Genomic DNA, 13,112 nt, shown 5'->3' with positions numbered 1-13,112 from the left:
CGCAGCGGCCCCAGGATCTCGACATCATGCATAGATTGCTGGGGCCGCTTTGCGGCCCTATCGCGACGCTAGGCCGCCCCCACAATGATCAGGCCAGCGCCTGCTGCATCTCTTCGGCCTGCACCCGCAACGCCTCGCAAAACGGCTCCACCGCTGCCGATGCCGGCCGATGGTCCGGGCGTATGAGCATCACCTGATAGGGCACCGATACCCGTAACCTGCGGATCGGCAACCCGCCTTGCGCCGCCTCCAGCCCGCTCAGTGGGTTGATGATCGCCACCCCCAGGCCTTGCCTGACCATGGCGCACACCGAAGCGGCACTGGTGGTTTCGATGACCGTGCGGCGGTTAACCCCGGCCGCACGAAAGTGCTGATCCAGACGCTGGCGGTAGGTATCCAGGCTGGCCAGGTTGATGAAATCGACCTCATGGAAATCACTCAGCTCCAGTTCAGCCTTCACCTGCAGCGGGTGATGCTCGGGCAATACGCACACCATGTTGGCACTGAACAGCAATTCACCATACGCGCCGCGCGGTATCTGTTCGACTTCAGTCAGGCCAAGGTCATGCTGCTGGGCAACCAGTGACTCCTCCAGCAAAGGCGACTCCTGCGCCAGAATGCTCACACTCACGCCGCTGTGCTGCTGGTGAAAGCGCTGGCAGGCCTTGGGCAACAAGGTTTGCGAGAACAGCGGCAGGCAAGTGATGGCCAGCCGGCCCTGCTCGAAGTTGCGGATGGCCTGGGCAAAGCGATCGATCCGCTCCAGCCCGACGTAGGCGCGCTCGACCTCTTCGATCAACAGCAGCGCCTGGGCCGTCGCCACCAGGCGCCCGCCCTCGCGCTCGAACAGGTTCAGGCCAGTCACCTGCTCCAGCCGCGCCAGTTCGCGGCTGACGGTCGGCTGCGAGGTGAACAGCAGGCGCGCCGCACCGGTGACACTACCAGCGGCCATGATGGCGCGGAACACTTCGATGTGGCGGACGGACAGTTTCACGGCAGCACCCGGTGAGTCGACAATGGGTATATCAGATATGAATGACCGGCAGAAAAATAGCTATTTTTCTGAATCCCCGCTTTGATTCATCCTCGTGGCCTTCCTTATCCGAGTAGCGCCACCATGACCGCACCCTTCACCCTTCTGGCCGAGGCGGTTCGCCAGCACGGCTCGCCGCTTTGGGCGTACGACGCCAGCACCATCGCCGAGCGTGTCGAGCAGTTGAACGTATTCGACACCGTGCGCTTCGCCCAGAAAGCCAACCCCAACCTGCATGTGCTACGCCTGATGCGCGCCCATGGCCTGGTGCTGGACGCCGTGTCGCTGGGTGAGATGGAACGGGCCTTCGCCGCGGGTGCGAGCGTGGACGGTGACCCTGCCGGCGTGGTGCTGACCTGCGACGCGCTGGACCGCCCCACCCTGGAGCGCGTGGTGGCGTCAAAGATCGAAGTCAATGCCGGCTCCATTGACATGCTGCGCCAACTGGGTGAACGCTCGCCCGGCCACCGCGTGTGGATCCGCATCAACCCGGGCTTCGGCCATGGTCACAGCCGCAAGACCAATACCGGCGGCGAAAACAGCAAGCATGGCATCTGGCACGAAGAGCTGGACGAGGCGCTGGCGTGCATCAAGGCCCATGGCCTGCACCTCGTGGGCGTGCACATGCACATTGGTTCCGGGGTGGACTACCAGCACCTGGAACAGGTGGCCCGCTCGATGATCGAGCTGATCGGCCGCCTGGGCGTGGACATCGAGGCGTTCTCCATCGGCGGCGGGCTTTCCACGCCTTACCGCAGCACCGACAAACCGGTCGACCTGCAGCGTTATGCGCAGACCTGGGCGGTGGCGCGCAAGGAGATCGAAGCGATGCTCGGCCACCCGGTGCGCATGGAGATCGAACCCGGGCGCTTCCTGGTGGCGGAGTCGGGCTACCTGGTGGCCGAAGTCCGTGCCGTGAAACAGGTGGGGCGCAATACCTTCGTCATGATCGACGCTGGCTTCAACGACCTGATGCGCCCGGCGATGTACGGCGCCTACCACGGCATGACTCTGCTCGATGCCGATGGCCAGGCAGTAGATCGCCCGCGCCAGCCGACCGTGGTGGCCGGGCCGTTGTGTGAATCGGGTGACGTGTTCACTCAGGATGACCAGGCGCTGACCCCGCAGGACCTGCCTCAGGCACAGGTGGGCGACCTGCTGGTGATCCACGATGCCGGGGCCTATGGCGCGTCGATGTCGTCGAACTACAACAGCCGGCCACTGCTGCCGGAGTTCCTGATCGAGAACGGTGCCCTGCGGATGATCCGCCGGCGCCAGACGGTGCAGGACCTGCTGAGCCTGGAGGCGGATTTCTAAAGATCGCCCCCGGGCGTGCACACTCTTTTGCGGGCACGCCCGCTTCCAACTGACCTTCACCTCCAGCTTCATCCCCCCGGCACGCTCAAGCTGGGTGCGATCGGGCCGCTTTGCGGCCCTGTTTCGATGCGGGACGGTATTTAAAAAAGCGACCAGGGTGGCTCTGCACCCGATAGCCATGGCGCAACGAGAGGCAGATGGGTTGACGTGAAAGGCGACGAAAAGCCTGCCAACGTCAACGATACCGCTTAATCAGAAATTTCCTACGCACCTATCGGAAGCGCAATGCTCCTTTGAGAAGTGATTCCTCGCTAGTGTCCAGCCTCGGGTCGAATGCAACGCTTGCATGCATTTGATGATCATCCCTGCTCGCTGGAGCTATACATGGACTCGTTGAAAGAAACCCTCGAACTGTGCAGGCGCATCACCTCCGGCTACCGCCCGGCCCTGCGCAACAGCCCCGTCGCCGACTGCACCCGCCGCTTCGAACTGCTGCCCCTGCGCTACGCCGCCGTCGGCGGCAACCCGGCACAACGTGCCCGCCTGCCCAAATTGCCGGGCTATCTCAGCCCGTTCCAGGAGGTCGGCGAGCTGACCCACTCCAGCTACGCCATCCGCCCTTTGCGCGAGGGCTTTCTCTACCTGCTGATCAAGCGCCATAGCGCGCCGGCCTACGAATGGCACAGCCAGTACCGCGTGGCGCCCAATGGCTCGCTGCTGTACATCAGCAGCGACGCCCCCTGGGCGCCTGCCCCCAGCGCCGGCAATCTGGATGAGATCCTTCGCGGTTTCGGCTGGACCATCACCCTCTACGACCTGGATGACATCCAGGAGCTGCGCCCATTGTTCAGCCCTTCCCCGCTGACCCCGCGCATGCTCGACAACTACCGCCTGCTCGACGAGGAATACCGCAGCAGCCTGCCCACGATTGATATCGCCCGCTTCATCCAGCCTTCCGACGCCCCGCCACAGCCCCACGTCCTCAAGCATGACCAACTGAACTGGGTGGCCGACTTCAAGGCCCAAAACGATGCAGACCTGCAGGCACTGCTGGACCTGCAGCCGTTCAACAACGACCAGATCGTCTCGCCGCACGCATCACGCCAAGCGCTGGCACCGCTGGTGAACCACAGCAAACCCCGTGGCGCCGCCATCGTCATCGAAGACGCCATCGGGATCACCCAGGAGCTCAACGCCTGGCGCAACGCCGCTGTGGAGGATGTGAAGACCCAGTGGCTGGCGCGCACCGTGGAACCCGGGGTGGACAACGAACGCAAGCTGCTGGTCGCGCAGTCGTTCCTGGAAATCGAAAAACTCTACCCGCAGATGGTGGCCGAGCAGATCGTCAAGCGCGAAGTCATGGCCGAAAAAGTCCGCAACCAGCCCCACCTGCATCCCGAGATCTACTTGTTCTCCGAACGGGCCAATCAACAGGCCGATGCCCATGATGAACGCATGAAGCCCCACCTGGCGCAGTTCGAGCGCGAGGTCCGCAGCAAAGTCCAGGCCCGCCAGGATGCCGGCGAGTTCCGCAAGCGGTTCGACCAGAAATACGGCCACCTGGTCGACCGCCAGGCCATGCACGATCAGCTCGACGGTTTCGAGCAGGCCATGCAACACGCCCAGCAAGCCGCCGAGGACCGCGCCAAGGACCATACCCGCTGGGTGGCCAGCGAACGGTTGTTGCAGGCACTGGACCGCTACGACAACGCCGACCTCATCAACGGCCTGGCCTTTTCCGAACAGACCGGCCAGTGCGTGATCGGCATGGAGTTGAGTGAAGGGGGCACGAAGGTGCTGGACCACTGGTGGCGAAGTGACGTGGCGGACCGGCGTAATCTGGCGATGCGCGGCATCAGCTACAACCAGGACGACATCCGGGAAGAGCTGGCGGCACTGATTGAGGCCGCCAAGGCCGAACCGCCCTCGGAATTCAACTACACGCTGGCCGAAGGCCTTGCCAAGCGAGCACATGCGGCAGCGAATGCCTTCGGGCGTATGAACGCGCTGTACGAGGAACTGCAGAAGCGGAACAACAGCGCCAGCATCGGCTTGTATGGATGGTTCGTCGCGCTTGGGCGACAGGTGCTGCGTAGCGGAGCCCCAAACAGTGCAGACCGAGCATTGCACCATGGACTGCGCCTGGCGTTGTTTGCTTCGGTACATGAAACAGCTGTCGACGTACGCCTGAGTGAAGCTGCACGTAGCGGGCAACCGGTTAATTCAATACGCAGTGGTGGCCAGATTGCGCGCTATCTGGATCAGGCGTGGGCTGAAGGCTTGATGCAGGCGGACAGTCAGAAGAGTGACTTCTATAAAGTGCGTGCCGCCGGTCTGGTCTGCCTGCTGGAAGGCATGCTGATGGCGTTCAAGGCGCGGGAGCTGCCCGACAGTGATGCGCGAGTGAAGACCGAACTCCTGGCAGCCGCGATGACCACGGCAGCGGCGGGCTTTGAAGTTGGCGCCAGCTATGTGGATCAGGTGGCAATCCGATATGGCGCGAAAAGTGTGACCGGCAGAGGGGCTGCGGCAACCTTGGGTAGGTTGAAGCTGTGGGGAGCTGCGTTAGCTGGTACGGGAGGATTCGTCTTGGCGTGGTGGGACTTCGCTGACGGAGCGGAAAACTTCAAAGCAGCAAGCGCTTCAACAAAATCATGGACATTGGCCGGAGCCTACCACACGCGCGCGATGGCAACATTGACGTTATCTATAGGCGAACTGGGAACTGCCATTGCCATAGCGAAGCCTTTTTTTGATTATCTATCCCATAACGCCAAGACTAAATTTGCAAGAATGTTGGCATCCTCTATGGGTGAGCTTGCAAAAAAATTAGGAACCCAAGCTGCGCGCCTTCTGCTCGCACGATTGGTAGTCGGAGCTTTCTGGATAGGGCTCATCCTGACGATCGCAATTTACCTCCTTGAAGATGATGCATTGGAAAAGTGGTGTAGGCGCTGCTGTTTCCGAATCAGAAAAACAGCTAAGCCTTATGAAGAACATGAAGAATTAAAGGAGCTTCATTCCGCTTTCAGCGAGGTCTTATAGTGTATCTAATCGAATGGGGTTTCTGGCGGATGGCAATCGAGTCCGAAGCTGCGCGCAAGGCGTACGTAGCCGAAATGACGCCAGCAGAAAATCGCGCAATGCGTGACTTTTACGAAGGTGACCTAGAAGAGGAAGTCCATTTTCGGAAGGTAAGCGAAAACCCTCGTGCACGCGGCCCTGTTTATTCCTTCAATGAAAATTTCCTAGAGATGCGATGCGGTGGCTCGGAAGAGAAGCGCGGCATCATCACCTTAATGACCTTGGGCAGCTTGGGACCAATGACCTACTCATGGCTAAACATAACCCTTGGCTCAATCTATATAAATGCAACCCAGCCTGAGTTCCTTTCCGTATTTTCAGTTTTATTTAGCACTTACATGATCTTGCTAGGGGGTGCCGCCTATTATATATATGCAAAATATGGATTCAGACTTTCAAGGCTGGAAATGCTAACCAGCCGCCATCTGCTCATTCGATTCAATCGAAAAACTCAACAGGTCCACCTCCACCGCCCCGGCTACTGCGGCGGCATCGTAACCTTCCCATGGAAAACAACAGGAAGTACAGCCATCGACCCAGAAGATGACCCACTCAGCGTGGGCATGCGACTCGGCCTGGTCTGGCACCCCAGCCGCACCGGCCTGCCCCACATGGAGATGGCCCTGCTGGGCAAACAAGGCCAAGGCGGCAGCGAACTGCGTGATGAGTGGGAATTCATCCGCCGTTACATGGAAGAAGGCCCACACGCCGTCCCCCGCCCCCGCCTGAGCACCCAGCTACCCTCACCCCTCCAGGCATTCAGCGCCCAGTTCGAAGGCCTTGGGCGTTTCTTCCGCAAAAGCAGCTGGCTGTTCAAAGTTGCGCTGCTGTTTGTCTGGCCCGCGTTCGTCCTCATCGGCGCCGGCCACTGGCTCAGCCTGCTGCTGTGCTGGCGACCGCGCTGGCCGAAGGTCATCCGCGAGGCCGGCCTGCCCGGCAAGCCAGTCCCACCCGTGACAACCCTGAGCGACTACCCACCCGCAATCCAGGCACGCCTGCTCGCCAACGCCGACCGCTGGCAGCTCAAGCCCGGCAAGCGGCCGGAGAAAAAGCCACGCAAACCGCGCACGCCCAGAAGGCCCAAGGAGATCAATTGATGCCATACATCATCCTTGCAGATGGAGCGTACCCATGGACTCTTTGAACCATCACTTCCTGCTACCGCCGAGGACCGCGCCAAGGACCATACCCGCTGGGTGGCCAGCGAACGGTTGTTGCAGGCACTGGACCGCTACGACAACGCCGACCTCATCAACGGCCTGGCCTTTGCCGAACAGACCGGCCAGTGCGTGATCGGCATGGAGTTGAGTGAAGGGGGCACGAAGGTGCTGGACCACTGGTGGCGCAGCGACGTGGCAGACCGGGGCAACCTGGCAATACGCGGCATCACCTACAACCAGGAGGACCTGCGGGAAGCACTGGCGGCGCTGCTGGAAGCCGCCAAGGCCGAACCGTCGTCAGCGTCATCCTTCGCCCTGCCGGAAGCACTTGCCCGGCAAGCCCATGCCGCTGCCAATGCCTTTGGGCGCATCAACACCCTGTACGAACAGATGCAGGCACAGAGCAGCACGGCCAGCATCGGCCTGTATGCCTGGTACGTCGCGCTGGGGCGGCAAGTGCTGCGCACCGCGACCCCCAACAGCATGGACCGCGCGTTGCACCAGGGTTTGCGGCTGACCTTGTTCGCTTCGGTGCATGAAACGGCTGTCGATATTCGCCTGAGTGAAGCTGCACGTAGCGGGCAGCCCATTAACCCACAACGCAGTGCAGGCCAGGTATCAAGGTACCTCGACCAGGCCTGGGCTGAAGGGTTGATGCAGGCCCGTAACAGTGACTTCTACAAAGTGCGTGTCTCCGGGCTGGTGTGCCTGCTGGAAGGGATGCTGATGGCCTTCAAAGCGCGCGAACTGCCTGACAGTGATGCGCGGGTGAAGACCGAACTCCTGGCGGCCGCGATGACCACGGCAGCGGCGGGCTTCGAAGTTGGAGCCAGCTATGTGGACCAGGTGGTCGCGCGGTACGGCGCGAACAGTGTGACCGGACGAGGAGCAGCGGCCGCTTTAGGGCGTTTGAAACTATGGGGCGCCAGTTTAGCTGGCACCGGGGGTTCACTGCTGGCGTGGTGGGATTTCACTGATTCGGTTGAGCATTTCAAAAGCAGCCAGAGTGGCGCTACCAAGCAGGTTCAAAAAAACTCCAGACTCTTGGCGGCTACTTATTTTGTAAGAGGGGTCGCTACAGTGACTCTCTCACTTGCTGAGTTAGGAACGGCCGTTGCGACTGCAAAACCTTTTTTCGACTACCTTTCTCAAAATGCCAAGACCAAGCTCGTCAGGATGCTATCCACCTCCTTGGGAGCACTTGCAAAGAAGCTCGGCACGCAGGCTGCTCGGTTATTACTTGCGCGCCTCGTTCTTGGGGCGTTCTGGATTGGCCTGATCTTCACATTGATTATTTACATACTTGAAGACGATGCTTTGGAAAAGTGGTGCAAACGCAGCAGCTTCCGCCTTGCAAAAAACTCAAAACCGTTTGAAGAACAAGAAGAGCTGAAGACCCTGCACTCCGCATTCAGCGAGGTATTGTGATGTATCTGATCGAATGGGGTTTTTGGCAAATGGCTACTGAATCCGAAGCCGCGCGAAAAGCATATGAAGCAGAACTGACACCGAACGAAAAGCGTCAAGATTTATATGAGGGTGACCTGACTGAAGAAATGCACTTCCAATCCGTTAGTAAACAACCCTATGCAAGAGGACCTGTTTTCGCGTTCAGCGACACTATTTTAGAAATGCGCTGCGGAGGTTCAGAAGAGAAGCGTGGGCTTATTACGCTCGCAACGCTCGGCGCTGTCGCCCCGGCCATTGCTGTGGGACTAATGATCACCACTGGATTTTTATGGATGGACATCACCGATCCGGATGGGCGTTCCGTAATCACTATTCTTTCAACACTTATAATGCTCTCAGTCAGCTCCATCTTAGTGTATCTTTATTCAAAGTATGGAATTCACTTAACCCGACTAGAAATGCTGACTAGCCGTCACTTGCTTATTCGCTTCAATCGAGTAACCCAACAAGTTCACCTACATCGACCGAAATACTGCGGTGGAATCGTAACTTTTCCATGGAATGCAACCGGAAGCACTGGCTTATATCCAGAAGATGACTCACTCAGCATGGGCATGCGACTCGGTCTAATCTGGCACCCCAGCCGCACCGGCCTGCCCCACATGGAAATGGCCCTGCTGGGCAAACAAGGCCAAGGCGGCAGCGAACTGCGTGATGAGTGGGAATTCATCCGTCGTTACATGGAAGAAGGCCCACACGCCGTCCCCCGCCCCCGCCTGAGCACCCAGCTACCCTCACCCATCCAGGCATTCAGCGCCCAGTTCGAAGGCCTTGGGCGTTTCTTCCGCAAAAGCAGCTGGCTGTTCAAAGTTGCGCTGCTGTTTGTCTGGCCCGCGTTCATCATCATCGGCACCGGCCACTGGCTCAGCCTGCTGCTGTGCTGGCGACCACGCTGGCCGAAGGTCATCCGCGAGGCCGGCCTGCCCGGCAAGCCAGTCCCACCCGTGACAACCCTGGGCGACTACCCACCCGCAATCCAGGCACGCTTGCTCGCCAACGCCGACCGCTGGCAGCTCAAGCCCGGCAAACGGCCGGCGAAAAAACCACGCAAGCGCTCTGCACCTCAACAGGCCAACGAAAGTGACTGATCAAACTGCACCCGGCGCGCGGGTACATTTGCGACACCTTCACTTCATCGGCAGCCAGTTGCAGCACGATGCAAAGCCATCATCCCATGACCGCTTCCCGTAGTCCGCCCATGTAGTGCTCCAGGCGACTACGCAGCCAACGCTCGGCCGGGTCGCTGTCGGTGGTGCTCAACCAGACCATGGCCAGCTCCAGTGCAGCAGTCTCGAACGGCAGCGTCTCGGCCTGCAGGTTGCCCCAGCGTTCCATACCCTGTGCGGCATAGTCCGGGCAACAGGCCAGCAGGTCGGTACCGGCCAGAATCGCCGGCAGCGAACTGAACTGCGGCACCGACAACACCACCTTGCGTTCACGGCCGATGTCTTTCAACCAGTCATCGACCACACCCTGGGTGTTGGCGGTTGGCGAAACCTGGACATGCGGGCGTTGGCAAAACTCATCCAGTGAAAGCGGCGTGCTGGACTTGTCGGCCCGCACTACCCTGGCTTGCAGGGTGCGTAGCACCTTGCGTTTGGCATTGGCGGGCAGGCCCTTGGTCTGGCTGATACCCACCGTCACATCGCCCGCCGCCAGCAGGTCCGGAATGCGCCAATAGTCCACATGCTGCACGACCACCACCACGTTCGGCGCCTCCACCCGCAGCGCCCGCAACAGCGGCGGCAGCAGGCCCGACTCGACATCATCGGACAAGCCGATGCGGAAGGTCATCTTGCTGGTCAGCGGGTCGAAATCATGGGTCATGCTGAGGGCGACAGACATCGCATCCAAGGCTGGCGTGAGGTACTTGATCACCTCTTCGGCCCTGGCCGAGGGCTCCATGCGGTTGCCCACTCGAACCAGCAACGGGTCGTTGAACATCACACGCAACCTGGCCAGCGCGGCGCTGACCGTGGGCTGGGCGACGAACAGCTTCTCCGCGGCACGGGTGAGGTTGCGTTCCTGCATCAGCGCTTCGAACACCACCATCAGGTTGATATCGGCTTTGCGCAGTTCGTTGCGGTTCATGGGTGCTCCCGGGCCGTGCTTGTTGTTCGGGTTCAATTCCGGCATCGACATGCATCCTAGCCGAGTCGAAACCTGCACTGCACCTATGCGATCGCCATTGCCCCCTACTGCGCGACCGGGGTAATCTTCCGCGCTCTTCCCTTCCGGCCTCCCCTGCCGTGCACCGCCCAGGCGTTGACTCGCGAAGCGGTCATTCATGATGCCGACACTTGCATGGCCGCCGCTCACTGGCGCGCCCATCCGCCATCAATACACTCAGGATGACACCATGATCATTCGCCAAGGCATCGCTGCAGACTACCCGCAGCTGCTCGACATCTGGCTGCGTGCTGTTCGCGCGACGCACCACTTCCTGCAACCCTCCGACATCGACGCACTGTTGCCACAGCTGCGCGACGTGTACTTCCCGGCCGTGGAGCTGTGGGTTGCGGTAGACACCGATGACCAGCCACTGGGCTTTATCGGCTTCAATGAAAACCATGTGGAAATGCTCTTCGTCGACCCAGCGCACCACCGCCAGGGCATTGGCCGTGCACTGCTGGATTTCGGCCGCCAGTCACGCAGTGCGATGAGTGTCGATGTCAACGAGCAGAACCCACAGGCAACAGCGTTCTACCAGCGCTATGGCTTCGTCCAGACCGGCCGTTCACCGCTGGATGGCGAAGGTCGCCCGTTCCCTTTGCTGCACATGAGCTTGCCCACCCGGGCGTGAGCAGGAGGCACTCACCGCGATGGCCCGTAAAGCGAAGCCCCTACCGCCGTCCGACTGGGTCATCCGTAGTGCCCAACCGGGCGGTATCGAGCGTATCGAAGCCTGGTTCGGTAGCCACGGCTACGACCCGCATCGCCACGATACCTATTCGATCGGCCGCACGCTGGCTGGCGTGCAAAGCTTCCACTACAAGGGTTCGCTGCGCCACGGCATACCGGGCAACACGCTGGTGTTGCACCCGGACGAACTGCATGACGGCATGGCCGGCACCGACGCAGGCTTTCGCTACCGCATGGCCTACGTCGACCCGGCACTGATCCAGAACGTGCTGGGTGGTCAGCCTTTGCCCTTCATCGCTGGCGGGCTGTCCAGCGACCCTCGCCTGTACCACGCCAGCGAAGCGTTCGTGCAGGCAGTGGACCACGCGCTGGAGCCATTGGAAGAACAGGACGCCCTGTATGACCTGGCGATCGCCTTGCGGGCCGTCGGCGGCAAGCCGCGCGGGCGCAAGCGCCTGGATTACCAGGCAGCCGAACGCGCCCGGGCCTTCATCATGGAACACCTGCATGTGGGCATAACACTGGACATGCTGGAACAGGCCAGCGGCCGCGAACGCTGGAGCCTGTCGCGTGACTTTCGCACGCTGTACGGCACCAGCCCCTATCGCTTTGTCACCCTGCGCCGCCTCGACAGCTTTCGCCGAATGATCCTGGACGGCTTCACCTTGGTCGAGGCAGCCCTTGCCGCAGGCTTTCATGACCAGAGCCACATGACCCGGCACTTCACCCGTTGCTACGGCGTACCGCCCTTACGCTGGCTGGAGCGTTTGCGAGCGTCGCGCTGAGAAACCGCAGTCGCCCGCGTATCCCGTGGGAGCAGGCGTGCAGGATCGTACAAGAACCGGACTCGCCCGGCGCGATAGGCTGACCACTCCACTTTCCGAGGAACTGTCATGCCTGAGTCCCGTCACCCACACCCCTCCCTGCCAGTGAACCTGGTCCACAAGGCCGCGCTTATCGAACAGCAATGGAGCCCCAGGGTCGTTGCCGAGATGAACGATTACCAGTTCAAGGTCGTGCGCATCGAAGGCGAATTCATCTGGCACGCGCACCCGGAGACCGACGAAGCATTCCTGGTGCTGGAAGGCACCCTGCGTATCGACCTGCCGGATGGCTGCGTGCATGTGAACCCTGGGGAACTCTATGTGGTGCCACGCGGCGTCGAGCACCGGACCGCCGCGCAAGGCGAAGCGAAACTGATGATGATCGAACCGCGGGGCATTCTGAATACCGGTCATGAAGGGGGGGATCGCACAGCACAGAGCGATGTCTGGATTTAACAACATTCACCACTTTCAAGCTGAGGTCTCTAACTTCACAGCAATAATTAACCATGAACAATCGCCTTATTGCGATTTGTAACCATGGCAATTCGCTCGCCGCCCACACTTCGCAACCCGGCACAGGTTCGCCTCGATATAATTGGATCCAATAACGAGGGTAACCTGCATGCAAGCACTGGAAATGGACTACGGACACGGCGATGAAGTGGCCAGCCACTGCCACGCCGAAGACCAGCTGATCTACGCCGCCAGCGGCGTGATGCGGGTCAGCAGCGAGGGCGGCAGCTGGGTGATCCCCGGCGGGCATGCCTTGTGGATGCCTGCGGGGGTCAGCCATGCCATCCGCATGGAGGGCGTGGTCTACCTGCGCACCTTGCTGCTCGATGCCCACATCGAACGCTGCCAGGTCATCGTCGTGTCCGGCCTGCTGCGCGAACTGATCCTGGCGGCGTCACGGGTGCTGAACCTGCGCGACGGCGCGCATGCTCGTGCGCTGATCCTGTACGAACTCGCCGCCGCCCGGCGCATCGATGCCTTCGTCCCTACGCCGCAGCACGGACGCCTGCGTGCCTGGTGCGAGCGCTTCCTGCAGGACCCGGCCCAGGACCTGACCCTGGAACAATGCGGCGCACAACTGAACATGAGTGCCCGCAGTGTGGCCAGGCTGTTCCAGCGCGAGGTGGGCATGTCGTATGGCCAATGGCGCGCCCGTGCCCGGGTGATGCTCAGCCAGCAGTGCCTGGCCGATGGCAAGCCGATCCTGAACGTTGCGCTGGAGCACGGCTACCAGAGCGCCAGTGCATTTACTGCCATGTTCAAGCGCATCCTCGGCCATGCACCGAGTGATTGGCAAAACGGTACCGCGCGCGAGCACTGAGCCTCAGGTTGTCCCGCTTGCGCGCA

General features: G+C 60.8%; 10 protein-coding genes and 1 pseudogene. 9 read left to right on the top strand and 2 right to left on the bottom strand.

Annotated elements, in window-relative coordinates; translation table 11 throughout:
* Positions 1 to 88: 88 nt before the first annotated feature.
* Complete coding sequence (locus tag AA098_RS08860) at positions 89 to 994, bottom strand: LysR family transcriptional regulator (protein ID WP_003248628.1); 906 nt, start codon at positions 992 to 994, stop codon at positions 89 to 91.
* 123 nt (positions 995 to 1,117) lie between these two features.
* Between AA098_RS08860 and lysA the strand changes: the two genes are divergently transcribed.
* The 5 genes and pseudogenes from lysA to AA098_RS28235 all read left to right on the top strand — a co-directional run bounded on the left by lysA (position 1,118) and on the right by AA098_RS28235 (position 9,152).
* A complete protein-coding gene (lysA, locus tag AA098_RS08855; protein ID WP_064614082.1) occupies positions 1,118 to 2,350 on the top strand; it encodes a diaminopimelate decarboxylase in 1,233 nt (410 codons plus the stop codon).
* A gap of 384 nt (positions 2,351 to 2,734) precedes the next feature.
* A complete protein-coding gene (locus AA098_RS08850; RefSeq protein WP_064614080.1) occupies positions 2,735 to 5,395 on the top strand; it encodes a T6SS effector BTH_I2691 family protein in 2,661 nt (886 codons plus the stop codon).
* Positions 5,395 to 6,531: a DUF6708 domain-containing protein gene (locus tag AA098_RS28240; RefSeq protein ID WP_080637221.1), complete on the top strand. Its 1,137-nt coding sequence runs from the start codon at positions 5,395 to 5,397 to the stop codon at positions 6,529 to 6,531. Before AA098_RS08850 ends, AA098_RS28240 begins: the two co-directional genes overlap by 1 nt.
* A gap of 66 nt (positions 6,532 to 6,597) precedes the next feature.
* A pseudogene (locus AA098_RS08840) lies at positions 6,598 to 8,022 on the top strand (T6SS effector BTH_I2691 family protein); the annotation flags it as partial.
* Entirely contained in the window at positions 8,022 to 9,152 is a 1,131-nt protein-coding gene (locus AA098_RS28235; RefSeq protein WP_082916877.1) for a DUF6708 domain-containing protein, read from the top strand. The pseudogene AA098_RS08840 and the gene AA098_RS28235, both read left to right, overlap by 1 nt.
* 79 nt (positions 9,153 to 9,231) lie before the next feature.
* Here AA098_RS28235 and AA098_RS08830 read toward each other — a convergent pair whose 3' ends face one another.
* Positions 9,232 to 10,200, bottom strand: a complete 969-nt coding sequence (locus AA098_RS08830; protein ID WP_003247288.1) for a LysR family transcriptional regulator — start codon at positions 10,198 to 10,200, stop codon at positions 9,232 to 9,234.
* Positions 10,201 to 10,423: 223 nt separating this feature from the next.
* Here AA098_RS08830 and AA098_RS08825 point away from each other — a divergent pair, with 223 nt between their 5' ends.
* From AA098_RS08825 to AA098_RS08810, 4 genes are all read left to right on the top strand, one after another.
* On the top strand, positions 10,424 to 10,867 hold the full coding sequence (locus AA098_RS08825; protein ID WP_003247287.1) for an acetyltransferase: 444 nt from the start codon (positions 10,424 to 10,426) through the stop codon (positions 10,865 to 10,867).
* A gap of 19 nt (positions 10,868 to 10,886) precedes the next feature.
* Complete coding sequence (locus AA098_RS08820; RefSeq protein WP_004577449.1) at positions 10,887 to 11,711, top strand: AraC family transcriptional regulator; 825 nt, start codon at positions 10,887 to 10,889, stop codon at positions 11,709 to 11,711.
* 108 nt (positions 11,712 to 11,819) lie between these two features.
* A complete protein-coding gene (locus AA098_RS08815) occupies positions 11,820 to 12,206 on the top strand; it encodes a cupin domain-containing protein (protein WP_003247285.1) in 387 nt (128 codons plus the stop codon).
* 169 nt (positions 12,207 to 12,375) lie between these two features.
* Positions 12,376 to 13,086: a helix-turn-helix transcriptional regulator gene (locus tag AA098_RS08810; RefSeq protein ID WP_060545404.1), complete on the top strand. Its 711-nt coding sequence runs from the start codon at positions 12,376 to 12,378 to the stop codon at positions 13,084 to 13,086.
* Positions 13,087 to 13,112: the final 26 nt, after the last annotated feature.

The organism is Pseudomonas sp. JY-Q, from assembly GCF_001655295.1.
In the GTDB taxonomy this organism is placed as follows: Bacteria; Pseudomonadota; Gammaproteobacteria; order Pseudomonadales; family Pseudomonadaceae; genus Aquipseudomonas; species Aquipseudomonas alloputida.
The sequence above is the reverse complement of the archived record's forward strand: the minus strand, read 5'-3'. Positions and strand labels throughout refer to the sequence as shown.